Annotated in this window: 24 protein-coding genes, 1 pseudogene and 1 other annotated feature; of the genes and pseudogenes, 22 read left to right on the top strand and 3 right to left on the bottom strand. The window is 46.0% G+C overall.

Annotated features, from left to right (window positions below):
* Positions 1 to 96 precede the first annotated feature (96 nt).
* Positions 97 to 915, bottom strand: a pseudogene (locus BUB66_RS07670) (M15 family metallopeptidase); the annotation flags it as partial.
* A 189-nt stretch (positions 916 to 1,104) separates the two neighbouring features.
* On the opposite strand from BUB66_RS07670, the gene gatC reads away from it, so the two are divergent.
* The 8 genes from gatC (at position 1,105) to BUB66_RS07630 (ending at position 10,194) form a co-directional block, all read left to right on the top strand.
* Positions 1,105 to 1,395 carry an Asp-tRNA(Asn)/Glu-tRNA(Gln) amidotransferase subunit GatC gene (gene gatC / locus BUB66_RS07665; RefSeq protein WP_073257066.1) on the top strand — a complete coding sequence of 97 codons (291 nt, stop codon included), beginning with the start codon at positions 1,105 to 1,107 and terminating at the stop codon, positions 1,393 to 1,395.
* A gap of 20 nt (positions 1,396 to 1,415) precedes the next feature.
* The gene (gene gatA / locus BUB66_RS07660) at positions 1,416 to 2,864 is read left to right on the top strand and encodes an Asp-tRNA(Asn)/Glu-tRNA(Gln) amidotransferase subunit GatA (protein ID WP_073257064.1); all 1,449 of its coding nucleotides are present in this window, start codon (positions 1,416 to 1,418) and stop codon (positions 2,862 to 2,864) included.
* A gap of 17 nt (positions 2,865 to 2,881) precedes the next feature.
* Positions 2,882 to 4,309 (top strand): Asp-tRNA(Asn)/Glu-tRNA(Gln) amidotransferase subunit GatB, encoded by a 1,428-nt coding sequence (gatB, locus tag BUB66_RS07655; RefSeq protein WP_073257061.1) that lies wholly within the window; start codon positions 2,882 to 2,884, stop codon positions 4,307 to 4,309.
* A 253-nt stretch (positions 4,310 to 4,562) separates the two neighbouring features.
* Entirely contained in the window at positions 4,563 to 6,203 is a 1,641-nt protein-coding gene (locus BUB66_RS07650) for a peptide ABC transporter substrate-binding protein (protein ID WP_073257058.1), read from the top strand.
* A 135-nt stretch (positions 6,204 to 6,338) separates the two neighbouring features.
* A complete protein-coding gene (locus BUB66_RS07645) occupies positions 6,339 to 7,256 on the top strand; it encodes an ABC transporter permease (RefSeq protein ID WP_073257055.1) in 918 nt (305 codons plus the stop codon).
* Between the two features lie 45 nt (positions 7,257 to 7,301).
* The gene (locus BUB66_RS07640; protein WP_073257206.1) at positions 7,302 to 8,198 is read left to right on the top strand and encodes an ABC transporter permease; all 897 of its coding nucleotides are present in this window, start codon (positions 7,302 to 7,304) and stop codon (positions 8,196 to 8,198) included.
* 17 nt (positions 8,199 to 8,215) lie between these two features.
* The gene (locus BUB66_RS07635) at positions 8,216 to 9,232 is read left to right on the top strand and encodes an ABC transporter ATP-binding protein (protein WP_073257052.1); all 1,017 of its coding nucleotides are present in this window, start codon (positions 8,216 to 8,218) and stop codon (positions 9,230 to 9,232) included.
* Positions 9,232 to 10,194: an ABC transporter ATP-binding protein gene (locus tag BUB66_RS07630; RefSeq protein ID WP_073257048.1), complete on the top strand. Its 963-nt coding sequence runs from the start codon at positions 9,232 to 9,234 to the stop codon at positions 10,192 to 10,194. The genes BUB66_RS07635 and BUB66_RS07630 overlap by 1 nt, the downstream gene beginning before the upstream one ends.
* Positions 10,195 to 10,266: 72 nt before the next feature.
* On the opposite strand, the gene BUB66_RS07625 is transcribed toward BUB66_RS07630, so the two are convergent.
* Together BUB66_RS07625 and ltaE are read right to left on the bottom strand one after the other, a co-directional pair.
* Positions 10,267 to 11,010 (bottom strand): tRNA lysidine(34) synthetase, encoded by a 744-nt coding sequence (locus BUB66_RS07625; protein WP_073257046.1) that lies wholly within the window; start codon positions 11,008 to 11,010, stop codon positions 10,267 to 10,269.
* 38 nt (positions 11,011 to 11,048) lie between these two features.
* Positions 11,049 to 12,092 (bottom strand): low-specificity L-threonine aldolase, encoded by a 1,044-nt coding sequence (gene ltaE / locus BUB66_RS07620; protein ID WP_073257203.1) that lies wholly within the window; start codon positions 12,090 to 12,092, stop codon positions 11,049 to 11,051.
* 234 nt (positions 12,093 to 12,326) lie between these two features.
* On the opposite strand from ltaE, the gene BUB66_RS07615 reads away from it, so the two are divergent.
* The 14 genes from BUB66_RS07615 to BUB66_RS07550 all read left to right on the top strand — a co-directional run bounded on the left by BUB66_RS07615 (position 12,327) and on the right by BUB66_RS07550 (position 25,978).
* A complete protein-coding gene (locus BUB66_RS07615; RefSeq protein WP_073257043.1) occupies positions 12,327 to 12,602 on the top strand; it encodes an acylphosphatase in 276 nt (91 codons plus the stop codon).
* 18 nt (positions 12,603 to 12,620) lie between these two features.
* Entirely contained in the window at positions 12,621 to 13,958 is a 1,338-nt protein-coding gene (locus tag BUB66_RS07610; protein ID WP_073257040.1) for a replication-associated recombination protein A, read from the top strand.
* A 55-nt stretch (positions 13,959 to 14,013) separates the two neighbouring features.
* A complete protein-coding gene (locus BUB66_RS07605; RefSeq protein ID WP_244269795.1) occupies positions 14,014 to 14,415 on the top strand; it encodes an Asp23/Gls24 family envelope stress response protein in 402 nt (133 codons plus the stop codon).
* A gap of 169 nt (positions 14,416 to 14,584) precedes the next feature.
* Entirely contained in the window at positions 14,585 to 16,291 is a 1,707-nt protein-coding gene (locus BUB66_RS07600) for an ABC-ATPase domain-containing protein (protein ID WP_073257034.1), read from the top strand.
* 388 nt (positions 16,292 to 16,679) lie between these two features.
* Positions 16,680 to 17,342, top strand: a complete 663-nt coding sequence (locus BUB66_RS07595; protein WP_073257031.1) for an N-acetylmuramoyl-L-alanine amidase — start codon at positions 16,680 to 16,682, stop codon at positions 17,340 to 17,342.
* Positions 17,342 to 17,641: a hypothetical protein gene (locus tag BUB66_RS12350; protein WP_198409398.1), complete on the top strand. Its 300-nt coding sequence runs from the start codon at positions 17,342 to 17,344 to the stop codon at positions 17,639 to 17,641. The genes BUB66_RS07595 and BUB66_RS12350 overlap by 1 nt, the downstream gene beginning before the upstream one ends.
* Before the next feature lie 83 nt (positions 17,642 to 17,724).
* On the top strand, positions 17,725 to 18,453 hold the full coding sequence (locus BUB66_RS07585; RefSeq protein ID WP_143156252.1) for a copper amine oxidase N-terminal domain-containing protein: 729 nt from the start codon (positions 17,725 to 17,727) through the stop codon (positions 18,451 to 18,453).
* Positions 18,454 to 18,629: 176 nt separating this feature from the next.
* The gene (locus BUB66_RS07580) at positions 18,630 to 19,040 is read left to right on the top strand and encodes a secondary thiamine-phosphate synthase enzyme YjbQ (RefSeq protein ID WP_073257028.1); all 411 of its coding nucleotides are present in this window, start codon (positions 18,630 to 18,632) and stop codon (positions 19,038 to 19,040) included.
* A gap of 192 nt (positions 19,041 to 19,232) precedes the next feature.
* Positions 19,233 to 20,240, top strand: coding sequence for an ABC transporter ATP-binding protein (locus BUB66_RS07575; RefSeq protein ID WP_244269794.1), 1,008 nt, complete (start codon positions 19,233 to 19,235; stop codon positions 20,238 to 20,240).
* Complete coding sequence (locus tag BUB66_RS07570; protein ID WP_073257023.1) at positions 20,221 to 21,021, top strand: ABC transporter permease; 801 nt, start codon at positions 20,221 to 20,223, stop codon at positions 21,019 to 21,021. Before BUB66_RS07575 ends, BUB66_RS07570 begins: the two co-directional genes overlap by 20 nt.
* Complete coding sequence (locus tag BUB66_RS07565; RefSeq protein ID WP_073257020.1) at positions 21,005 to 21,796, top strand: ABC transporter permease; 792 nt, start codon at positions 21,005 to 21,007, stop codon at positions 21,794 to 21,796. Before BUB66_RS07570 ends, BUB66_RS07565 begins: the two co-directional genes overlap by 17 nt.
* Positions 21,797 to 22,111: 315 nt before the next feature.
* Positions 22,112 to 22,465, top strand: coding sequence for a nucleotidyltransferase domain-containing protein (locus tag BUB66_RS07560; protein ID WP_073257017.1), 354 nt, complete (start codon positions 22,112 to 22,114; stop codon positions 22,463 to 22,465).
* A complete protein-coding gene (locus BUB66_RS07555; RefSeq protein ID WP_073257014.1) occupies positions 22,437 to 22,856 on the top strand; it encodes a HEPN domain-containing protein in 420 nt (139 codons plus the stop codon). Before BUB66_RS07560 ends, BUB66_RS07555 begins: the two co-directional genes overlap by 29 nt.
* 200 nt (positions 22,857 to 23,056) lie before the next feature.
* Positions 23,057 to 23,273: a binding site (T-box leader), on the top strand.
* Positions 23,274 to 23,329: 56 nt separating this feature from the next.
* Positions 23,330 to 25,978: a valine--tRNA ligase gene (locus BUB66_RS07550; protein WP_073257011.1), complete on the top strand. Its 2,649-nt coding sequence runs from the start codon at positions 23,330 to 23,332 to the stop codon at positions 25,976 to 25,978.
* The last annotated feature ends 12 nt before the right edge of the window (positions 25,979 to 25,990 follow it).

Below are 25,990 nucleotides of genomic sequence, written 5' to 3'. Positions count from 1 at the left end.
AACTTCTATTTCCTTTATGTTTCTTATGTTTTCTAAGTAGTGGATAAGGAATTTCTGGCCGTTTTCGGAGGTATATTCGATCTTTTTGTTTTTCTTAAGGTAATCGATGTATTCTTCAAGGCAAAACTTATTTTTATAAATTATTTCCGAATGGGGCTTCCCCAAATACCTGAAGTGCCACGGCTCATATATTATTCCAGTTATTGACTGCTTGTCTGCCGGGTAACGCAAAATAAAACCAAATTTATAGGCATTGTCGCGCAGCCATATACCTTCAGGTGTGCTTTCGAAGTTTTGTTCTAAGCCCCCATTTTTTAAAATCTCTCTTGAAGAAAAGTCTACTGCTAGGCTCGTCTGATGCTCGCTGGTCCCGGGCAGCGCCACTACGGTTGCTGCCAGTTTTTTTGCTTCATTTAAAGATTTTCCCTGCTTTAAGTAGAAGTCTATTTTTCTGTTGTGAAGGTTGTTTTGGTAGTTGTAGGACCTATATGCGCTAACGATGGTAAGATTTTTAATGCCGTCATTTTTTGCAGCACAAAACAAATCGATGAGGGCTTGTGCAGCTTCGCTAGCAAGTTTCAAATTATTTTTTGTTGTAGGAAGTTTATCGGTTAAATCTATCGAATTAGGGTTGTAGAAGTCTTTGTTTACAGGATGGGTTTTATTTACCAGGAGTAGCGGGGCTTTGTCGATTTCTGCAAACCTGAATATTTTGGGTTCTTTAATGTTTTTAAAGTAAGGATTTTGTCCTATCGTAATTCTATTATTAGAAAGGTCAACTGTTACTAATTCCACAGAACTTGCAAGTTGCGCGATATTTTCCGACTGAGCTTGCGTTGAACTGGCGTAAAAATTAGCACTCAAGAAGAAAGTAGATAAAAATGCTATTAAAAAACAGAGAATTAATTTTTTCATAAACCTCATCCTTTTATAAATTTTCTACAATGAGATTATATCCTATAGGGACTATATTCTGCAATTGATTATTGCGGTATTGGCTTAGAGTTATAAATTTTTCCCTAAGGTTGTTTATTTAAACCCAAAATGATAAAATTATAACCGTTAGAAAGAAGGGCGAGTAAATTTTGAAAAGAGGGTGAAAGCGTGAAGATAACAATAGAAACTGTGGAACACGTTGCAAATCTTGCGAGGCTATATCTTTCGGAGGAAGAAAAGAAGGAGATGGCAAATACTCTCAGCTCAATATTAGACTACATGGACAAATTGAATGAGCTCGATACTGCTAATGTTCCTCCGACTGCCCACATCATCCCGATTAAAAACGTCTTCCGCGAGGATGTGGTAAAGGAAAGCCTCCCGCGGGAGGAGGTATTGAAGAACGCTCCAGAAAAAGAACGGGGTTTCTTTAAAGTACCCAGAATTATAGAAGATTAAAGGGAATGGAGGTAGAAGCGTTGAATTTGAGCAAACTCACCATCCATGAAGCGCATGAGCTCCTTTCAAAGAGGGAAATTTCGTCCGAAGAGCTAACGAAAGCTGTGTTAGATAGGATAGATAAGGTGGAGGGAAATATAAGGGCTTTTTTAACTGTCGATAAAGAGAGAGCATTGGAAATAAGCAAAAATGTAGATAAAGATGGAGATTTTTCGAGTCCGCTGGCGGGAATCCCCGTAGCCATAAAAGACAATATATGCACCAAAGGCCTTAAGACTACCTGTGCTTCGAAAATACTTGCTAATTTTGTGCCGCCTTACGATGCTACGGTTTGCGAAAAATTAAAATCTGAGAAGGCAGTAATAATAGGGAAGACCAATATGGACGAGTTTGCGATGGGCTCGTCTACGGAAAATTCCGGTTTTTTTTCGACCAGAAACCCCTGGGATGTTGAGAGGGTCCCGGGAGGTTCCTCCGGCGGTTCGGCGGCGGCAGTGGCGGCGGACGAATGCATATTCGCTTTAGGCTCGGATACCGGCGGTTCAATAAGGCAGCCAGCTTCGTACTGTGGCGTTGTGGGTCTTAAACCGACTTACGGCAGGGTTTCCAGATACGGCCTCGTGGCCTATGCCTCTTCCCTGGACCAGATCGGCCCCATAACGAAGGATGTGACCGACTGTGCCATAGTGTTAAACGCCATAGCAGGGTGGGATGAAAGGGACTCTACTTCTGTAAACTTACCGGTGCCGGACTTCACGAAAAGCCTTGTGGAAGATGTCAAAGGCATGAAAATGGGTCTCCCTAAGGAATACCTGGGAGAAGGAGTGGAGCCGGAAGTTAAAGAGGCAATTTTATCTGCGGCGCGCGTTTTTGAAAGGCTGGGAGCTTCTGTCGAAGAAATATCGTTGCCGCACACTGAGTACGCCCTGTGGGCCTATTACATAATAGCGCCGGCGGAAGCCAGTTCAAACCTTGCCCGCTATGACGGCATTAGATACGGAGTGAGAGCGAAAGATTACGACGATCTCATAGACCTATACAAGAAAACGCGAAGCGAAGGTTTCGGCAGCGAAGTAAAGCGCAGGATTATGCTGGGAACTTATGCCTTGAGTTCGGGTTATTACGATGCCTACTATCTTAAAGCCCAGAAGGTCAGGACGCTGGTGAAGGCCGACTTTGACAGGGCTTTTGAAAAGTACGATGTAATTATAGCACCTACCGCACCGACTCCGGCTTTCAGGATAGGAGAAAAAACCGACGATCCTTTAAAGATGTACATGTCCGATGTCTGCACCATCCCCGTTAACATGGCGGGACTTCCTGCAATTTCGATACCCTGCGGTTTTTCCGGCGGTTTGCCGGTAGGGCTTCAGATAATAGGGAAACCCTTCGATGAAGCTACGGTAATAAGGGCGGCGTATACTTTTGAACGGGCCACCAGCTTTAACACCGAAAAACCTGCCCTATAACGTCTGGAGGTGGAACGATGGAATTCGAAACGGTAATAGGCCTTGAGGTCCACGTGGAACTTCTTACTAAATCCAAAGTCTTTTGCAATTGCACCACCGAATTCGGCGGCGAGGTTAATACCCACTGTTGCCCCGTTTGCCTTGGAATGCCGGGGGTATTACCGGTGCTCAATAAGAAAGCGGTGGAATACGCCATAAAAGCGGCTTTGGCGTTAAACTGCGAGATACCGGAGTTTTCCAAATTCGACAGAAAGAATTACTTTTACCCCGACCTGCCGAAGGCTTACCAGATTTCGCAGTACGATTTGCCTTTGGCCAGAAAAGGTTATATCGAAATCGAAGTAGATGGTAAGCCGAAACGCATAGGCATAAACAGAATCCATCTCGAAGAGGATGCGGGAAAGCTCATCCACGAAGAGGGAAAGTCATATTCGCTTGTGGACCTAAACCGCACCGGCGTTCCATTGATAGAAATTGTTTCTGAACCAGATATACGCACTCCCGAAGAGGCGTGGCTTTACCTCAACAAGTTGAAGACCATCCTCCAGTATATTGAGGTTTCCGACTGCAAGATGGAAGAAGGTTCGTTAAGATGCGATACCAATATCTCACTGAGGCCAAAGGGGTCGGACAAGTTCGGTACGAAAGTGGAGCTTAAAAACCTGGGATCGTTCCGGGCCGTCCGGCGAAGTCTCGAATACGAGGAAAAGCGCCAGAGGGAAATTTTAGAATCAGGTGGGGCTGTTGTTCAAGAGACCCGCCGCTGGGATGAGGCAAGGGGTATTACGATTCCGCTAAGGAGCAAGGAAGAGGCCCACGACTACAGGTACTTCCCGGACCCCGACTTGGTGCCGATAGTTATAGATAGAGAATGGGTTGAAAAGCTTAAGTCCGAACTTCCTGAACTGCCCGATGCTCGGAAAAAAAGATATATGGAGGAGTACGGACTGCCGGCCTATGACGCTGGAGTCATAACGGCTTCCAAGGCACTTGCGAATTTCTTTGAAGAATGCGTTTCTAAATACCACGATCCAAAAACAATTAGCAATTGGGTAATGTCCGAAATGCTGGGGATACTCAACGAAACCGGAAAGGAAGTCGATGAAGTTCCTTTTGAGCCCGCACAGTTCGTAAAAATGCTGAAGATGATAGATGACGGTACGATAAGCACAAAGATAGCAAAAGAAGTTTTCAGGGGAATGTTTGATACCGGCATGGACCCGGAGGTCATTGTAAAGGAAAAAGGCTTGATTCAGATCTCGGACGAGGCAGAACTTGAAAAGATAGCAAGGAAAGTTATTGAAGAAAATCCAAAGTCAGTTGAGGACTACAAAAAAGGCAAAGAAAAAGCCTTAGGATTTTTAGTAGGACAGGTAATGAAAGAAACCCGGGGCAAGGCAAATCCTCAACTGGTAAATAAAATATTAAAGGAACTTCTAGTTTGATCAAAAGCCCCTGCATTTAAGGCGGGGGTTTTTATATGGATGGAAAAATTGGATTGAACGAGTTGTTTTTTAAAAGAAGGATTTTTGTTTTCGTTGAAGAATATATATTTAGCGGAGGCTAAAAACTTTTCATAGAAAGTGTGATTTTAAAAAATTTTGATTGTTTTTGAAGGGGGGTTGAGGAATAAGAAAACCAAAATAAGAAAAGCAATTTGCTCAATTAAAAAAATAGGCAAATCTGGGAGGGGATTTAATGCTAAAGAAAAGTCTAGCAGTTGTTTTAGCGCTGGTACTGGTGGCTGGCGTACTTGCGGGATGCGGCCAGCAGGGTAGCCAGCAACAGGGAGGACAGCAAAGTAAGGCTAAGGAAATAGCCTTTACGATTGGTGCCGAAGTGCCAAGCCTTGACCCGCAAAAGGCGACGGACACTTACGCTATTCTCGTCGGTCACCATATTTTTGAAGGTCTCGTAAGAGTACACGACGGCCAGATACAGCCTGGTATGGCCGAAAAGTGGGAAATCTCTGAAGACAAAACGACCTACACCTTCCACTTGAGGGATGCCAAGTGGAGCGATGGCAAACCCGTAACTGCTTATGATTTCGAATATGCTATAAAGAGGTTACTGGACCCGAATACAGCATCCGAATATGCTTTTCAGGGTTACTATATTGTAAACGGCGAGGAATATAATACCAAAAAGATAACCGATCCGAACCAGATAGGAGTAAAAGCCTTAGACGAAAAGACGCTCGAGATTAAATTGAAAGTGCCGGTTAAGTACTTTGAAAGCCTCCTCAGCTTCATTTCGTTTATGCCCGTGAGAAAAGACTTTGTGGAACAGATGGGAGAAAAATTTGCAGCAGATGCCGACAAGCTCCTTTACAATGGCCCATTCATCTTGAAGGAATGGAAGCACGAACAGGAGCTGGTACTTGAGAAGAACCCCAATTATTGGAATAAAGATGCCGTAAAGATTGATAAAGTCACCATATACGTGGTAAACGATGCAAACACTGCTTTCCAGATGTTTGAAAACGGAGAGACCGACTGGGAATATATACCTGCAGAAATGGTAGAGCAGATGGAAAAGGAAGGAAAGGCCAAGTACTTCTATGATGGCGCCGAATTCTACCTGCAGTTCAACGTAAAGCGCGAAGGCAAGCCGTGGCTTGCAAATGAGAATTTCCAGAGAGCGATAGGTTTTGCAATAGACCGCGAAGCTTTAATAAAAGCAGTATTAAAGGGAGTTTCTGATCCTGCTACAAGATACGTGTTGCCGCAACTTGCAGGCCTGGAAAAGACCTTTGCAGAAGAATATCCTTATGAATTTTATTCGAAGAATGCAGATGTAGCAAAAGCCAAGGAGTATCTTGAAAAAGCGATGAAGGAACTTAAAATAAACGATCCTTCTAAGCTGACTTTTGAATATCTGACTGACGATACCCAAAGGGCCAAGTTAACTGCCGAGTTTATACAGGACCAGCTTAAGAAGAACCTTGGCATCAACATGACTGTCAAGCAGGTTCCCTTCAAACAGAGGCTTGAGCTCATGACCAAGATGGATTACGACGTGGTATTTGCTGGTTGGGGCCCGGACTACAACGATCCGATGACTTACCTTGACCTGTGGGTAACCGGTGGAGGTCATAACGACACCGGTTGGAGTAACAAGCAATACGACGAGCTTATACAGTTTGCCAAGACCACCACTGACTTCAAGAAGCGTGCCGATGCCATGTTTGAAGCCGAAAAACTCTTACTTGAAAAAGGGCCAATTATACCGATATATTTCAGAAAGAGAGCTTGGGTCTGCAATGACCGCATAAATGGCTTAGTAACAGACTTTATCGGTGCAACTTTCGATTTCGTATACGCTGACGTACAAGAGTAAATTTAGTCTTGGGAGTTAATAAGTCGGAGGTATGTGCGATTATGCATATACCTCCGATTATCGTAATATAGGCGATGCATAAATATAAAAAAATATATTCGATTTAAGAAAAATTGAAATGGGGGTGCAAGATATTTGGTCAAATATATTCTGAATCGCCTATTGGTCTCATTAATAACAGCATGGGTGCTGGTAACCATAGTATTTTTCCTCGTTAGACTTCTTCCAGGCGATCCTTTTTTAAGCGAAAAGGTTACACCGGAAATAAAGGCCAATATGATGAGGTATTACGGATTAGATAAACCAATTCACATTCAATATGTGACATTTTTACGGAACTTGCTCAAAGGGGATTTCGGCTATTCGTTGAGATATAAAAACAGAACCGTCAATGAAGTAATCAAACAAGCATTTCCTTATTCGGCTGACCTGGGGATAAGGGCGGTTATTTTTGCTACAATAGCCGGAGTTACTCTGGGTATAATTGCGGCATTGAACAGAAATAGGACATTGGATTACCTTGCGATGTTTATAGCAATTGTGGGAGTTTCTGTCCCTTCGTTTGTCATCGGGCCGCTTCTCCAGTATGTCTTTGCCACAAAGTTAAACCTGCTACCTGTTTCCCAATGGAAGGGATTTTCCTATACGATTATGCCGACCTTTGCCTTAAGTTTAGGTGCGTTGGCGTTAATGGCGAGGCTAATGAGGGCCAGTATGTTGGATGTAGTAAACCAGGACTTCATAAAAACAGCTAAAGCCAAGGGGCTTTCGCCATTCCAGATTATATGGAAACACCAGGTTAGGAACGCCATACTACCGGTGATCACGGTTTTGGGGCCGGTTACCGCCACGCTTCTCACGGGTACTTTTGTGGTCGAGCAAATTTTTGCAATACCAGGACTTGGAAAGTTCTACGTATTAGGTATACAAAATCTTGACTACTCGCTGGTGCTCGGCATGACTACTTTCTATGGGCTTTTTTTGATTGCTGCAAACTTTGTCGTAGATATTATTTACGGGTTGATAGATCCTAGGATTAGAATAGCAAAGTAGGGAGGAGATAAGGTGCAGACATCGAATGATGCGATTACCCAGGAAATGTTTGAACATGTAGGTAAAAATATAAGCCAGATGGAGGCTATCGCAAGACCCAGCATAACCTACTGGCAGGATGCATGGCGGAGACTAAAGCAAAATAAGGTGGCGATGCTGGGACTTATTATTATAGTTTTATACACTGTTTTGGCTATAGTGGGTCCTTATATGACGCCCTACGATTACAGAACCACAAATACTGAAGAAATAGACCAACCCCCTTCGGCGAAACACTGGTTTGGCACGGACACGCTTGGCAGGGATTTATGGGCCAGGACATGGATGGGTGCGAGGGTTTCGCTTTCGATAGGTTTTCTTGCTGCTTTTTTAAATGCCGTAATAGGAGTTATAATAGGGGGAATTTCCGGTTATTTTGGCGGCAAAGTAGATATGGCCATAATGAGGGCTATAGATATTCTCTATGCCATCCCTTATATGATTATCGTTATTCTGATGATGGTGGTCCTTGGCCAGGGGATTATGCCTTTGGTAATTGCCATGATTGCTGTTGGATGGCTTAATATGGCAAGGCTTGTAAGAGGTCAGATCTTGCAGCTTAAAGAGCAGGAATTTGTGCTTGCGGCAAAAGTGCTTGGCGCAAGTCATGCCAGGATAATTTTTAAGCACCTGATACCCAATGCCTTGGGGGTAATTTTGGTCAACCTAACGATGTCGGTTCCTTCGGCAATCTTCACCGAAGCATTCTTGAGCTTCATAGGACTGGGGGTTGTGCCACCGCAGTCCAGTTGGGGGCAACTGGCTTATTACGGAATACAAAGTTTCAGAGTGCGGCCTTACCAGCTTTTCATCCCCGCATTTTTCATAAGTACCACCATGCTCTCTCTGAACCTGCTTGGTGATGGTTTGAGAGACGCCCTCGATCCGAGACTTCGCAGCTAGATGGGAGGTGGCAAAAGGTGGAAAGATTGCTCGAAGTAAAAGACCTGGAAGTTTCGTTCAAGACCTATGCGGGTGAAGTCAAAGCGGTAAGGGGCGTTTCCTTTAACGTAGACAGGGGGGAAACGGTGGCCGTAGTCGGCGAGTCCGGCTGCGGGAAAAGCGTTACAATGCAGGCCATAATGCGGCTCATACCAATGCCGCCTGGGGTTATTAAAAACGGGAGTATTGTCTTCGACGGCAAAGATATAACCAAGCTGTCAGAAAAAGAAATGGAACATGTCCGGGGTTCCGAAATCAGCATGGTATTTCAGGACCCCATGACTTCCCTGAACCCCACCATGAAGGTAGGTGCTCAAATAGCCGAAGGCCTCATAAAGCATCAGAAGATGCACCCCAAACAGGCAAGAGAAAAGGCCATTGAAATGCTAAAACTTGTCGGCATCCCCAATGCGGAAAAGCGCGTGGATCAGTACCCTCATGAGTTCAGCGGCGGGATGAGGCAGAGGGCTATGATAGCAATTGCCTTAGCCTGCAACCCGAAACTTCTTATTGCAGATGAACCGACGACGGCTCTGGACGTAACGATACAGGCGCAGATTTTGGACCTTATGAGGGATTTACAGAAAAAATTGAATACAGCCATCATCATTATCACCCATAACTTAGGTGTTGTGGCAAATCTGGCTGAGCGGGTTCTGGTCATGTATGCTGGTAAGATAATTGAGCGCGGCAGCCTTGACGATATATTTTACAATCCACGCCACCCCTATACGTGGGGCCTTTTGATGTCGGTGCCAACTCCAGATCTGGACAAGAGTAAAAGGCTGGCATCTATCGATGGCACTCCACCAGATCTCTTTGCGCCTCCGGTGGGCTGCGCCTTCGCAGCCAGGTGCGAATACGCCATGAAAATATGTTACGAAAGATATCCCGAGGACTTCACGGTGAGCGACGGCCACAGCACTGCCTGCTGGCTGCTGCATCCCATGGCTCCAAAAGTTAAACCTCCTGTAGGAAAAGGGGTGACTTTATAATGACAGGCCAAGTAAATGCACTAATAGAAATAAATAATCTGAAAAAGTACTTCAACGTGGGCAGGGGTGCGGTGCTGAAGGCTGTCGACGACGTTAATCTTAAGATTATGGAAGGGGAAACCCTGGGTCTCGTAGGGGAGTCCGGCTGCGGCAAGACCACGTTGGGAAGGACCGTAGTAAGGCTTTACGAGCCTACAGGAGGCGAGGTGCTTTTTGAAGGTAAAAACGTGCATAAATTAAAGGGACAGGAGCTAAGAGGGTTCAACCGGAAGGCCCAGATGATTTTCCAGGACCCTTATGCATCGTTGAACCCCAGGATGACTGTGGCCGACATAATAGGCGAGGGCATCGATATCCACGGCCTTTACAAGAACAGAGAGCGCACCGAGAGGATATACGAGCTTTTAAACCTGGTCGGGCTGAACAAGGAACACGCTAACAGATTCCCGCACGAGTTTTCCGGAGGGCAAAGGCAAAGAATAGGTATCGCAAGGGCACTTGCCGTGGAACCCAAATTCATTGTCTGCGACGAGCCTATTTCTGCACTGGACGTCTCGATACAGGCGCAGGTTGTGAACCTGCTCATGGAACTGCAGCAAAAACTCAAGCTTACGTATCTTTTCATAGCCCACGACCTCAGCATGGTGAAGTACGTCTCCGACCGGATAGCAGTCATGTATCTGGGGGTGGTTGTGGAACTTGCGACATCAGAGGACCTGCACAAAAGCCCGCTTCATCCGTATACTCAGGCGCTGCTTTCGGCGATTCCGATTCCAGACCCCGAAACCGAAAGAAATAAAAAGAGGATATTGCTTGAGGGGGATGTGCCGAGTCCTATCAATCCTCCTGAAGGCTGCCGGTTTGCGAAAAGGTGCAGGCACGCAAAGCCTGCATGCACCGAAAAGCAGCCAGAGTTCAAAGAAGTGGAGAAAAACCACTTTGTGGCTTGCCACCTTTACTAAAAACTTGATTAAAAAAGGGTAAAAACCGGCTGGGACGATTTTTACTGCCAAGCCGGTTTTTGTTTCTGCTTCTTATTCAGTTTTTTCCTGCGGTGAGTTGTTTAGGCGGAAAAAATCCCTACGCCTTATGGCTGCGAGGATATTTTCCCTGGCTTTAGGGAAAATTTGGTCCATCTGGTCGAGGAGTTTTCCCACTTCCTCGCGCTTGGTTGTGCCTGAAGCGGGACAGGGGCTTTCTATAACCGGCAGGTTTTGAGATCTAGCGATGGACTTTACGGTTTTTTCGCTAAGATAAATCAGCGGCCTTATCAAAGTGACATTTTTGCGGGACAAGTATGTCTTTGGCTCGAACGTTTCAAAGCGCCCGGTAAAAATGAGATTCAGAAAGAGGGTCTCTATAAGGTCGTCGGCGTGGTGGGCGAGAGCCACTTTGTTACACCCCAGTGCTACAGCAGCGCTGTCTAATGCGCCCCGCCTCATTCTGGAACATAAAGAACATGGGTTTGGTTCCTTTCTTATATCGAAGACCACCCGAGTTATGTCAGTCTTCACCATTTCGAATGGAATATCCCTTTGCCTGCAGAAATCTATGACCGGAGCAAGGTCCATCTCCCACCCCAGATCCACGTTTACCGCAATTATGTCGAACTTCCAGGGCGAATATTTCCTCAAAAGGTCGAGGATGAAGAGCAGAACCGACGAATCCTTGCCGCCGGAGACCCCGACAGCAATTTTGTCGCCGTTTTCTATCATGTTGTAATCGATGATGGCTTTTTTGACCCTGGTGAGAAACCATTTTCCGAAGTTTCTGTTCATGTCTTCCTCCTGTAAAGATTATTAACAAATTCATAATGTTATAAAATTTCTTCAGCAACTTCCTTTACAGCTTCTATGGCCTTCAAGATATCCTTCTTTTCGATCCCGTAATGAGTTACAAACCGGACTAAATACCCAGAACCTCCGTTAATTTTTATTCCCTTTTTAAGAAGCCTTTTTGCAAACTCACTGGCGTTTATTTTAAAGCCGGATATGTCGCAGATTACGATATTGGTCTGGACTGTTTCCATATCGATGAAAATGCCCGGAATGGCATTTAATCCTTCGGCAAGGAGCCTTGCGTTTTCGTGGTCTTCTTTCAGCCTACCCACCATCTTTTCAAGGGCAACTATACCGGCGGCGGCGAGAATCCCGGCCTGGCGCAGCCCACCGCCCAGCATCTTGCGGAATTTTCTCGCCCGCTTAATAAATTCCCTGCTACCTGCTACGATGGAGCCGACCGGAGCACAAAGACCTTTGGAAAGGCAAAACATCACGCTGTCAGCAAATTTTGCAATTTCCTTTACTGGAACACCGAGATAAATAGCGGCATTGAATATCCTGGCCCCATCTAAATGAACCGGTATGCCGTGATTTTGGGCAATTTCGTAGGTCCATTTCAGGACATTGAGAGGGATTACGGTACCACCCGCCCTGTTGTGGGTGTTTTCCACGCAGATCAGACTGGTTTTCGGAAAATGTATGTCATCTTCCCTTATGGCGGCCTCTATTTCGGAGGGGTCCATGACACCCTTTTTCCCCGGGATGGTCCTGGTCTGCACTCCCGCAAGGTAACCTATGCCGCCCACTTCGTAAGTGAAGATGTGGCTTTTTTCTTCCAAGATAATCTCATCGCCGGGGTGGGTGTGGGTCATTATCGATACCTGGTTGCCCTGGGTGCCGCTGGTTACGAACATGGCCGCTTCCTTCCCGGTAATTTCGGCAGCCATTTCCTCCAGCTTTTTTACCGTCGGGTCTTCGCCATAAACGTCATCCCCCACTTCGGCCCGGTACATGGCCTCGCGCATTTCCTGTGTGGGGAGGGTGACTGTATCGCTTCTGAGATCGATGAACTTTTCCATATCTTTTTCCCTTTTGCTCAAGCTGCAAAAACAGCCCGAGGCTGGGATATTTAAAACCGCCATTTGAATGAGCACCTATTCCCAGCAGGCGGTATTAAGGTGCTCATTTTGTTTAGATATTTTTATTTTCGATGCAAAAATAATAATTCTATAACTCGCGCATAAATCCTGCTTGCCTTGCAATAAGTTAATCTTTTATGTATAATCAAACAAAAAGATGTTTGGAGGGATTTTATGAAGAGAAAAGTCCGGGCTATGATTTACGGCCTTGTGCAGGGTGTAGGCCTCAGATATCAGGTTCAAAAAAAGGCTTCGGAGCTTGGACTTGTGGGTTTTGTGAAAAACCTCCCCGACGGTAGCGTAGAAATGGTGGCAGAGGGTGAAGAAGAACTTATAAATGATTTGATAGAATACATAAAAACGGGAATTAGATGGGCGAGGGTGGAAAATGTTGAGCTAGAATGGTCGGAGTGGGAAGGGAAGTACAGGAGGTTTGAAATTGTCTTTTAAATTTGGAAGGTGAAAACAATGGAATTTGAACAGGGTTCGCTATTTGACGGCGAAATTAAAAAAAACGCCCCTCTGGCCGACAGGATGCGCCCGAGGAGCTTAGATGAATTCGTGGGTCAGGAACACCTTTTAGGAAAAGGCAGGATACTTAGAAAATTAATAGAAAGCGACCAGCTCACTTCCATGATTCTCTGGGGCCCGCCGGGAGTGGGGAAGACCACATTAGCCATGCTGATAGCCAAAAAAACCGGAGCGAGATTCGTGAATTTCAGCGCCGTACTTTCGGGGATCAATGAAGTAAAGGAAATCATGAAACAAGCTAGAGAGCGTCGAAGGTATGGCCAGAGGACCCTCATTTTTATAGATGAGATTCACAGGTTTAACAAATCCCAGCAGGATGCTTTTCTTCCCTATGTGGAGAAGGGAGACATTATCTTAATCGGAGCTACCACGGAAAACCCTTCCTTCGAACTTAATTCCGCCCTCCTTTCCCGGATGAAAGTATTTGTCCTGAACCCCCTTTCTCCCGATGACCTCATGATATTGCTGAAGAGAGCCCTTTTCGATGAAGAAAGAGGTCTTGGAAAACTGAAAATACTGATTGAAGACCAATTGCTCTACAAAATAGCGAATTTTGCCGATGGCGATGCCCGGGTCGCCTTGAACACCTTGGAGATAGCTGCTTTCAGTGCGGTGCCTGACGAAAAGGGGATCATTCGGATAACCGAGGAGGTGTTGAAAGAAGCATTTCAGAGAAAGGCTCTACTTTACGATAAAAAGGGAGAGGAACATTACAACCTGATTTCCGCATTCCACAAGTCCCTGAGAAACAGCGACAGCGATGCGGCTTTGTACTGGCTTGCCCGGATGTTGGAGGCGGGTGAAGACCCCTTATATGTGGCAAGGCGCATGATTCGATTTGCTTCCGAAGACGTGGGCCTTGCAGACCCCAAAGCGTTAGAGCAGGCTGTGGCGGCATACCAAGCAGCGCATTTTATAGGTATGCCGGAATGCAGCGTAAATCTTGCCCAGGCTGCGGTGTATCTTGCCCTTGCGCCGAAATCCAACTCCCTTTACACGGGGTATAACAGAGCAAAAAAAGACGCTCTTGAAACGATAGCCCAAGGAGTGCCGCTGCACCTCAGAAATGCCCCCACTAGGCTCATGGAAGAATTAGGTTACGGCAGGGGCTACAAATATGCCCACGATTATGAGGACAAAATAGCCGATATGGATTGCCTCCCCGAGAATTTAAAGGGAAGGGAATATTATATCCCCACCGAGCAGGGCATGGAGAAGAGTTTTAAGGAACGGAAGGAGTTCTTGGAAAAATTGAAGAAAAAACTTAAAATTTAAACAGGAATTTCATTGGTTTTGAAGAATATAAAACTATATATAAAAAAGAGGAGGGATGGTTATAGTGGAGGGTAGGACCAACATAAGTGAAAGCGTATTTATCGAGATAGCCAGGGAAGCCATGCACAAAGTTGAAGATGTTTTTCGCGAGGAACGCAAGGGTGCCCTGTCGGGACTCACCAGAATTTTTACCGAGAGATTTGCCCCGCAGATTACGGTCAGAAAGAGTGAGCCGGCAGAAGGGGAAGAGGGCGTGGGGGGCGTTTCCTTCGAGGTAAAGCTGAGCGTGGCGTACGGCGTCAGGATACCCGAAGTAGCCCAAAAAGTAAGGGAAAAGATAATCACCGAAGTAGAGACGCTGACCGGATACAAAGTGGAGAAGGTGGATATCGTAATAGATAGAATTGTAAAGCCCGAAGAAATTCAGGAAGAGAAAAAGGAAAAGGCCAATCTATGAGATGGTCCCAAAGGGGGCAAAAATCTTACTGGCAAAAGTAGTAATAACGGAATTGGCGGGGTTGTTGCCTGAGACGTGAGTTGCGGGATCGCGGTCCAGAGTGTTGTAAAGCTGGCTTTTTTTTTGCAGAAATTCGGCTTTTGGGTTATCATATTGATGAGGTGGTACGATGAGAACCAAAGAAGAGCTGAAAAAAATCATAGCTAGGATCAACGGCAGGGGATACAAGGCTTACAAAGAAGTCCAGGGGGACTACGATTTCGGCGATTTTATTCTTTACATAGACCACGTCCAGGGAGACCCCTACGCCGCGCCATCGAGGGTAAGGCTGCGGGTAGATATAAAGCGGGCCGGGTTTCCGGCGGAACTCTTTAAAACCCCCGTCAGGACCACCGCTCTTGAGGATTTCCTGGCAAGAGAGGCGGCGGCTGTCATCCGAAATTTGCCGCGGGTAAAAGGCACCGGCGGCAGTGGGGAAATTTACATAGATAAAGGCGGGCAGGAGATTTTGAAGCGCACCGCCGTAAAGGTATGCCATGATTACGTGGAGGCAAGGCTATCCGTGGGACTTCCGGCTTTCGGGAGGAGGATCAACGGCAGCGGAGCCGAGACGCTGCTTTTTTCAAACCTGCCGCAGATAGCGGAAAAAGCCCTGCTTTACCAGAATATAGATGCAGAATCCGTGAGAAAATGGATTGAGCTTGCCGAAGACCAGGAGTACCTGAGGGAAGAGCTTAAAAAAAGGCGCCTTGTGGCTTTTATCGCTGACGGCTCAATCCTGCCCAGGGAGAGCGGAATAAGTGACAGGCCCATGAGAGGGGAGAAAGTGGTGCCCTTCAGGTCCCCAGAAAGTCTAAAGGTGTCCTTTGAGCTCCCCAACGCCGGCGTCGTTGAGGGGATGGGCATACCTGAAGGAGTAACCCTTATTGTGGGAGGCGGCTACCACGGCAAGACCACCTTGCTTTCGGCCCTGCAAAGGGGAGTGTACAATCATATCCCCGGCGACGGCAGGGAATTCGTGGTAACCGTGAAGGACGCAGTGAAAATAAGGGCAGAAGACGGGCGGCGGGTGGAAAAAGTTGACATAAGCCCGTTTATTGCCAACCTGCCCGACGGGCAGGATACCAGGAAGTTCAGCACCGAAAACGCAAGCGGCAGTACTTCCCAGGCTGCCAACATCATGGAAGCGGTCGAAATAGGAACGAGCCTACTTTTGCTTGACGAGGATACCTGCGCCACCAACTTCATGATAAGGGATGCGAGAATGCAAAAACTAGTAGCTAAAGAAAAGGAACCGATTACGCCCTTCATAGACCGGGTCAGGCAGCTTTACGAGGAACTTGGAATTTCAACGGTGCTCGTCATGGGTGGGAGCGGGGACTATTTTGACGTGGCCGACTGCGTGATAAAGATGCAGGATTACCGGCCGTACGACGTAACGGAAGAAGCCCGTCGGATAGCCGCCGAAATAAAGACCGACCGAAGAATAGAAAGGACCGATGGTCCCATTGTGGTAACCCCTAGAGTCATTCTAAAAGAGGGTCTAGAACTCAGGGGTAAAAAGAAAATAAAATCGAGGGACGTGGATACCATCCAGTACGGCGGGGAATTCATAGAATTGGATTACGTGGAACAACTGGTGGACCGCAGCCAGACCAGTGCCGTAGGAGAAATTATAAGGTACGCCGTTGCAAAATACGTGGACGGCAAGAGGACGCTCAGGGAAATCGTGGAAATGGTCTTTGCCGATATAGAAAAATACGGCCTCGACATAATTTCGCCCTTTTACGGAAAGCACCCCGGGAACCTGGCCATGCCGAGGCCCCAGGAAGTGGCGGCGGGGCTTAACAGGTACCGGGGACTTAAGGTGAGGTAAACATACCAGCCTTTAAAATCTGAAGGAGGCTTCAATAGCCTCTTATTTTTTTTCGCTTAAGTTTTATTATTGTTTTTAAGATAATTCCAGATCTTAAAAATGTGCTGGAATATATTGAAATCATATTATGTTAATAGAAAAATATCGGAATCGAGGCAAATTCAAAATAAGGAAAAAGAAAAATATAAAAGGCCATACATTCGGCTTCTCTGAAGAATTCCCATGCAAAAACTAGAAAGGCTAATATAACCGAAAACTAATCGGGGAAACACAAAGGGAAGGCCTAAGATTTCCAAGAGAGGCCGAGCTGGGGAATTTCCTTTGCAAGTGCAAGCCTAACGCTAGCAGGCAAAAATAAAGAATTCTGAAATAGAGAGGGGTGAGAGGGGTGAACAAAGTGAATGTTAAATGGACTCCCTCGCCTAATTTTACTGCAGGTAGAAAAGGTAAAAAAATAATCGCTATTGTGGATCACGTAACCGCCGGATATATGCCGGGGTGCCTTAATTGGCTGTGCAATCCCAAAGCTCAAGTAAGCGCTCATTATCTTGTAACAAAGGACGGCAGAATATTTCAATTGGTTAAAGATGAAAATACAGCATGGCATGCTGGAATGGTAAAAAGACCTTGCTGGCCATTATATGATGGGACAAATCCTAATTATTATACAATTGGTATAGAACATGAAGGTTTCCCGAACGAAGATTTAACTGAGGCACAATATCAGGCTTCACTCTCGTTGCATAGACTTTTAGTACAGAGATATGAGATACCTATAGACGAAGAACATATCATCGGACATTATAGAATAGACAGTGTTGGAAAGGCAAACTGCCCAGGACCAAAATTCCCATGGTATAGACTATTTAATGATCTAAGAAAAAAAGATGAGGAAAATGTGGTTAGAATTAAAATTTTGTTTGAAGGAAAAGAATTGGACGGTTTTATAAAGGATGGCAAAGCGTATGTTGAGGTTAGAAAACTATGTGAAGCCCTTGGCTTGAAAGTTTATTGGAATGACAAAAAGAAACAGGTTGAGGTGAGAAAGTAATGGGAGGCAATTTGAGAGAAAAACTAATGAGCAGAAAATTTTGGATTGCAGTAGCAACTGCTGTGTTTATAGTTTTAAGCGAAGGCCTTGATCTCAATGTGGATAAAGACATATATTGGAAATTGGTAATCCTTGCTATAAGCTATATATTTGGTGAGAGTGCTGTGGATATTGCAAGGGTAAAGGCATTACCAAAATGGGAGTTACCAATTAATATAAAAAAATTGCAGCAAGAGATAAAGGTGATTAAGAAATTTTTAAAAATCAAAGAAACTGACATTAAAACTCAAAGCGAATAGTAAAAATTACCCCAAAAAATAAAATCCGTTTTTCGTATATTGTAATTGAAAAAAAGGATAAAAACTTATGGAGGGGGATCGAGTTGAGGAGAAGAGCTATAAGAATTTTAAGCGTCAGTCTGATTTTCCTTCTTATCATTTCCTCACTTGCCTTCGCAGCGCCCAATCCAAAAGGGAAGGGGACAGAAGTAAAAGCTAAGGCTGAAGTCAAACTCCAGGAAAACAATAAATTGAGCAATGCAGGGAAGGAAAAAAAGCTCCAGGTGCAAGCCGAAAACAGGACAAAAGAGCAGGCTAAGATAAGTTGGGGCAGCATGAAAAAGCTCAGGGGCAGGGTGAGAATCAACAATAAGGAAATAAAATTTGACGTCCCGCCGGTTATTAAGGACGGAAGGACATTAATACCGATTCGGGCTATCATGAACGGTTTTGGGGCTACAGTGAGCTGGGATGAAGTTGCAAAGGCTGTGTATATAGAAAAAGGGGACGTTAAAATCACAATAGTTATCGGGAGTACCACGGTGTACGTCAACGACAATCCTGTAACCATAGATGTGCCCGCCCAACTTATAATCAACAGGACGTTCGTGCCGCTCAGGTTCATTAGTGAAACTCTCGGCAAAAAGGTAAACTACAATCCGGATACCGAGGACATAGACATAGAAGAACCTCAGGAAACGGAAACTAGCCAAGAGAATGTCGCACAAGAGGATGTCACACAAGAGAATATCACTCAGGAAAGCACCTCAAACCAGCAAACTTCTGAAGAAACGGCCGGGCAAGAACCCGGAACTGAAATCCCTCAGGAATAAATAACAAGCAAATGCAGAGAAAAGATAAAACCCCGCGATTAAAGCGGGGTTTTCCTGCATAATGTTTGCCTCAAAAACCGCCTGCTGGGGCTGAGGCAACCTGAAAGGCGGACTATAAATACCCCAGCCGTCTAGGCTGTAAAGTTTTATTACGGCTTAGATGATTAAGGAGGGTTATGATAGAAATCGAAGTGAAGACAACTGCCAGGAATCAGATGGTGGATATAACCGACGAGGTAAAAAAGGCCGTATCGGAATCTGGGGTAAAGGACGGGCTATGCCTCATTTTCGTACCCCATACCACGGCAGGGGTGACCATAAACGAAAACGCCGATGACGATGTCAAAACCGATATAATAAACACTCTGGAGAAGCTTATCCCGCAAAGGGGTAACTATAGGCACGTGGAAGGAAACTCCGATGCCCACATAAAGGCGACGCTTGTGGGAAGCTCCGTAGTTTTAGCGATAGAAGATGGCAGGCCCGTCCTTGGCACCTGGCAGGGCGTGCTTTTCTGCGAATTTGACGGCCCAAGGAAGAGGAAGGTGATTGTCAAGTGTGTGAATTCCGAAACATCGCAACGGTAGCTTGATGTCGGCGATTTTCTGCTTCTAGCAAATAAAGGAATTTTATACATTTGAAACGGGTTTAAAATTTTAATCCATTCGCATGCCTGGCCATGATTTAAATTTCCCGTCCAAATACAATAACAGTTTAATTAATGAAATTTACCCTGTCCAGTGTTTTTATGAAGGCGTTAACTTTTCGTTTAAGGAAAGGTGAGTCCTTTGTGTAAAGAGGTCAACCACGTTTCAAAACACTATACCCTATGGAAGATCAAGGGGTGGACGCGTCGAGAGCGGCAGGTGATAGAGGCGGTAAAAGACGTCTCGTTCAAAGTGGAACCCGGCCGGGCTCTGGCGCTGATAGGACCCAACGGTGCAGGCAAATCGACAATGATAAAACTGTTGTGCGGTATCTTGAGCCCGACGCAGGGCAGCATAAAGGTTCTTGGAATGGACCCTTTTAAAGACCGCAGCAGATTGGCGTACCGTATTTCCTCTGTATTAGGTCAGAGGTCCCAATTGTGGTACCACCTGCCTCCCATAGATACCTATCATTTGCTGGGTAGAATATACGATATAGACCGAAGCGAGCTCAAAGAGCGAATGAAGGAGCTGATCGATTTATTCGATCTCAGCACCTTCCTCTACCAACCGGTACGCAAGCTTTCCCTGGGACAGCGCATGCGCTGCGAGATCGCTGCAGCTCTCATCCATAAGCCGGAGATACTGTTTTTGGACGAACCGACTATCGGCCTGGACGTGGTGGCTAGGTCCATGGTGATAGATATTTTAAAGGACCTTAACCAGCGTAAAAACGTGACCATAATTCTTACCTCCCATGACACTGACGACATTGAGCGGATCTGCGAGGATGTCATCGTTCTCAACGAGGGCAGAATCGTACTGGAGTCGAAAATAAGGGAAATGAGGAAGAGCTTTTTCCATTCCAAGATTGTTGAAATTGAGTTTGCGGAACAGCCCAGCGATTGGAACCTCCTGCCGGGGGCCAGGGTAATCGATCAAAATGGGCCTGTGGTGAGATTAGAAGTAGATTTAAAAACGTGTGATGTAAACGAAGTGGTGAGCCGAATAGTTGCGCACAACACGGTCCGGAACATAACCATTCAGGACCCTCCTCTGGAATCAATAATCCAGCACATTTACCTTTCGGGTTACCTGGCTGGGCGGGAGGCGGAGCAGAATGCTCAAATCGATGGATAAATACTTAGCTGCTGCCGCTTTGAGCGCAAAGAATTACCTGGCGTATACTTCCGAAGTGATTTTCAGGTCGGGGTTCCTGGTGGTTATCCTGTTTTTATTCGTCAATCTATGGACGGTAACCTACAGCCGCTCCGGCGCCGGAGTGATTGGCGGGTTTGACCTGAAACAGATGCTCTGGTACCTGGTATTTACCGAGTCCATCGTTATTTCGCGCCCCAGGGTGTATCAGAAAGTGGAAGAGGATATTCGAACCGGAGCCGTCAGCTATACCCTCGCCCGGCCTTATAACTATCTATTATTTCAGTTGAGCGTAAGTTTCGGGGAACGGATGGTGAGGTTCATATCCACCCTTATGGTGGGATATGCCGTCATGTCCGTTATGATAGGACCATACCTTCCTGGCTTATCTGCGTTGCCTTTTCTTATGGTAACGGTGGCCCTAGCGATGCTGGCCGACCTGATCGGAATGATCACCGTCGGGTTTCTCGCGTTCTGGGTGGAGGATGTATCACCCTTTTTCCTGGTTTATTCCAGGCTGCAGATGCTGCTTGGAGGAATGATAATACCCATTACTTTGTTTCCGCCTTTTCTCCGCAGGCTGTCGGAGTGGCTTCCTTTCCGGTTTATGGTATACGCCCCTGCCAAATTGTTTGTAGATTGTGACATTACTCAAGTTTGGAGCCTTATGGCGGAACAGATTTTTATATGCATTTTGCTATTCTTTATCGGGATGTCAGTATACCGGATGGGGGTGAAACGCCTGGATGTTAACGGCGGGTAAATACCTAGGGCTGTTTTTGGGTTACTTTCACGTTAACGCTAAAGAGCTTTTGGAATACAGGGTCAGTAGTCTTATAGCCCTGTTCGGCTCCCTCTTAAACAGTGCCATCTGGCTGGTCTTCTGGTGGGTGTTTTTCAGGAGGTTTCCCAATATTTCCGAATGGCAGTTCGTCCATTTATTCACTATATGGGCCGTTCTGAACGTTGCTTTGGCGTTGGTCAGCGTGTTCTACAATGTTTACAAGGTCCCGGCGATTATCAACGAGGGCAAGCTGGAGTACTACCTTGTAAGACCTAAAAATGCACTCTTTCACCTCTTGATCGCCAGAATGCAGCTTATAGATTTGCTGGAAGCCGCAATATGGTTTATCAGCTTTATAATACTGAAACCTGAATTGCTGGCGATTTTATTATTCTTGCTGATGTCGGTGATCTCGGCTGCAATCATCCACGGCTTTCTCCTCATCCTAGGTTCACTTGGCTTTTTCCTCAAGTCAGCCGACGGTATCGGTACAGAATTATACAACGCCCTGATCACCTTCAACACGTACCCCAACTGGATATTCAGGGGAGCGGCCAAATGGATAATATTCACCGTAATTCCTGCGGGTTTCATCTCTTACGTCCCCGTTCAGGTGATTTATAACCGGGTTTATTGGTGGATACTGGGGAGCCTGAGATTCGCTGTACTCCTGAACGTTGTCGGTTGCGTCGTCTTTTCGCGGGGACTTAAGTGCTTCGAAACCGGCAATACTTTTGTTCTGAGGGCGGATTGATATGACGGCTGATGATATCAGAAAAGCTTCTTTTATAAAAGGGCAAAATATCGGCGAGATAGTTTGGAAGTTCCGAAGAGATCGAAAAACGATCCGCAAGAGTAAATATATCAGAAGGACAAGAACATATTTTCAATACAAAAGATATCAACGGCGCAAAAATTGACTGAAAGAATTCACCTTACTTTAGGATTATATATATAATTGTAAGAGAGGATTTGCAGGGAAAAAGGCTTTTATTTACAAAAATTTGCTATTATGCTAATATGAAACATAATAATAACCTCCACAATTATTTCCTAGGGAATGAGGGCAATGGATGTAAAAAGGACGGAAAAAGAGTACAAAGCTCTGCTGAAAAGTGAACTGGAAAGAATCACAGCAGAACTAAAAAAGCTCGGAGCGGAAAAAATATTGCTCTTCGGGTCTTATGCCGGTGGGCGTGAGGACCTTTTTACCGATCTTGATATTATAGCTATTTTAAAGAGCGATTTGCCCTTTATCGAGCGGATAGGTTTTATCTATAGGAAAATAGCTCCTAGAGTAGCTGCAGATATACTTGTTTATACGCCTGAAGAATGGCAAACTATAAAGGAAAAGCCTTTTTTCAGAAGGGCTGCTGCCGAGGGGAGGGTGCTGTATGAGAAGGTCGGGGATGGAAGAGGGTAAGAGATGGCTGGAACAGGCAAAAGAAGACTTGAAGTGGGCAAGGATGTTGGCTGAACAAGGCGGCTACCATATCGCTTGCTTTTTAGCCCAGCAAGTGGCTGAAAAAGCCATTAAAGCTCTTTTATATGCTATGGGGGAAGCTATAGTCCTGGGCCATTCGGTGAACGTATTAGCCCGGAAGGCCGCCCAATATGATGAAAAGATAGGAGAAAAGTGTGAAAAATGGTCTGTATTAGACGGCTATTACATTCCCACAAGATATCCTAACGGCCTGCCGGACGGTATTCCCGCGAAGGTGTATAATAGGGAAATAGCTACAAAAGCCGTGGAATTGGCCGAGGATGCAGTCAGTACTGTGGAAGAAATAATTAATGATTTAGGGACTTTTTGACCAATAGACAGCGGCAGCGTGCATAAATTGCAGTCCCAAAAGGATTGAGGACGGCATATATCGCCAGATGCTTGTGTGGATAAGGTTTTTGTTGAGAATAAGCGTGAGTGCCTGGGTTTGAAATGCCGATCGTGTGAAAAAGCTAGATGCCCTTGACAAAGCAAGAGCCTGAAGGTAAAATATACAATAAAATTGAGATTTCAAAGGCTTTGACGGGGAGGAGTAGGAAGCCCGCCCTTATAAAGAGAGGGAGGCCACTGGCTGAAAGCCTTCTTAAGGGCAGCTTTTGAAGGTCGCCCCTGAGCCGCTTCGGCGAAAAGTAGCTGGAGCCGGTTTTTACCGTTATATTTTTGAGAGCCCGGATTTGAAAGTCCGGGAACTAAGGTGGTACCGCGAAAGAGGCCTTTCGTCCTTAAATCAGGGCGAAAGGCCTTAAGTTTTTCTCGAGTATTGAAAGGAGGAGATGTATCATAATGGCTTTTTCCGATATTCCTTCCGTTTACGACCCTAAGAAGGTAGAGGAAAAATGGTATAAGTTCTGGGAAGAAAACGAGTTTTTCAGGGCGAAGATCGAGCCGGAGAAGGAACCCTTCACCATAGTTATCCCTCCGCCCAACGTGACCGGCAACCTCCATCTCGGACATGCTCTGAACAACACCATCCAGGACATCCTGATAAGGTATAAAAGAATGAAAGGATATCCGACGCTGTGGCTGCCCGGCACCGACCATGCGGGGATTGCTACGGAAGCTAAGGTGAAGGAGCAGTTGGCGGAGGAAGGGCTTTCCAAATACGACCTCGGAAGGGAAAAGTTCCTCGAGAGGGTTTGGGCCTGGAAGGAAAAGTACGGCAACACCATAGTAAACCAGCTGAAAAAACTCGGAGCTTCTTGTGACTGGTCAAGGTTCAGATTTACCCTGGACGAAGGGCTCAGCCGTGCCGTGAGGGAAGTGTTCGTGAGGCTTTACGAAAAGGGCCTGATATACCGGGGCGATTATATCGTAAACTGGTGCCCCACCTGCAAGACCACTCTTTCCGATATAGAGGTGGAACACGAGGAAAGGCAGGATAAGCTCTATTACGTGAAATACCCCTTTAGCGATGGTTCGGGGCACATAACGGTGGCGACCACCAGGCCAGAGACCATCTTGGGAGATACGGCGGTAGCAGTAAATCCCGCCGATGAAAGGTACAGGGCATATATCGGAAAGACCGTGATATTGCCGCTGGTGGGAAGGGAAATTCCTGTAATCGCCGACGAGTACGTGGATATGCAGTTCGGCACCGGTGCCGTGAAGATAACCCCTGGCCATGACCCCAACGACTTTGAAATAGGCCTCAGGCACGGATTGCCTATAATCAAGGTGATGGATGAAGAAGGGCGGATGAACGAAAGCGCAGGAAAGTTTAAAGGACAAGACAGGTACGAGTGCCGGAAGGCTATGGTAGAAGAATTGAAAGAAAAAGACTTCATGGCAAAGATAGAAGACCTAACCCACAGCGTCGGCAAGTGTTACAGGTGCGATACCGTTGTAGAGCCAATGGTTTCAAAGCAATGGTTCGTCAGGATGAAGCCTCTGGCGGAGCCCGCCATAGAGGTAGTAAAGCAGGGAAAGGTGCAGTTCGTACCGGAGAGGTTTACAAAAATTTACATTAACTGGCTAGAGAATATCCACGACTGGTGTATTTCAAGGCAGCTCTGGTGGGGTCACAGGATTCCCGCCTGGTATTGCCAGGATTGCGGAGAAACCATAGTTTCTCGGGAAACCCCTGCAAAATGCACAAAATGCGGCGGAACTTCTTTGGAACAGGACCCCGATGTTTTGGATACCTGGTTCAGTTCGGCACTATGGCCCTTCTCCACCTTGGGGTGGCCTGACCAGACTGAGGACCTCGATTATTTTTACCCGACCACAGTGCTGGTCACTGGCTATGATATCATATTCTTCTGGGTGGCCCGCATGATATTTATGGCGATGGAATTCATGAAAAAAGAACCGTTTAAATACGTGGCGATAACCGGCCTTGTGAGAGACGCTCAGGGTCGCAAGATGAGCAAATCTCTGGGCAACGGCATAGACCCGTTGGAGGTCATAGAAAAGTACGGTGCTGACACCCTTAGATTCGCACTTTGCACTGGCAACACTCCGGGAAACGATATAAGGTTTTCGTGGGAGAAAGCGGAGCACAGCAGGAATTTTGCAAACAAGATATGGAACGCTTCCCGCTTCGTGATGATGAACCTGGAAGATTTCGAACCAGGAGAGGTAGAAATTGATAAGCTGTCGCTCAAGGACCGCTGGATTTTGTCAAGGCTCAACGATGTGACGAGGGACGTTACGGAGTTTTTAGAAAGATTTGAGGTCGGGATGGCGGCCCAGAAGGTCTACGACTTTTTCTGGAGCGAGTTTTGCGACTGGTACATCGAAATGGCAAAGATAGACCTTTACGGCGAGGACGAATCGGCAAAAATGAGAACCAAGCAGGTGCTTTATACGGTGCTGGAGAGAGTTTTGAGGCTGCTGCACCCATTCATGCCTTTTATCACGGAAGAGATATGGCAGCACCTGCCACATGAGGGAAGGAGCATAATGGTGTCAGCCTGGCCGGAATACAGACCCGATTGGCAATTTGAAGATGCAGTCAATATGCAACTTCTCATGGATGCGGTGAGAGGCATCAGAAACATCAGAGCGGAGATGAACGTGCCTCCTTCCAAGAAGGCAAAAGCGGTGGTTAGAACTGGTGATGCAAAAACCCACGAGCTGCTTAGGCAAAACATTGAAATAATAAAGGCCCTAGCAAAAGTTTCAGAAGCAGATTTCATCCCTGAAGGAAATCCTGCCCCCGGCAAAGCCATGAGCTGCGTCATAAGGGGTGCGGAAATATTCATCCCCATGGAGGGGCTGGTGGACCTGGAAGCAGAAGTCGCAAGGTTACAAAAGGAAAAGTCGGATTTGGAAAAAGAAATTGCATCAGTCAGGAAAAAACTTTCAAACCACAATTTCCTCGCAAAAGCTCCGAAGGATGTTGTGGAAAAGGAAAAGCAAAAGGAGAAGGACTATCTCGATATACTAAAGCGCATAGAGGCTAGATTGAAAATACTTAGTGGAGGAAGTTGAAAGGAGATATCC

This window comes from Caldanaerovirga acetigignens (assembly GCF_900142995.1).
GTDB lineage: Bacteria > Bacillota > Thermosediminibacteria > Thermosediminibacterales > Thermosediminibacteraceae > Fervidicola > Fervidicola acetigignens.
The sequence above is the reverse complement of the archived record's forward strand: the minus strand, read 5'-3'. Positions and strand labels throughout refer to the sequence as shown.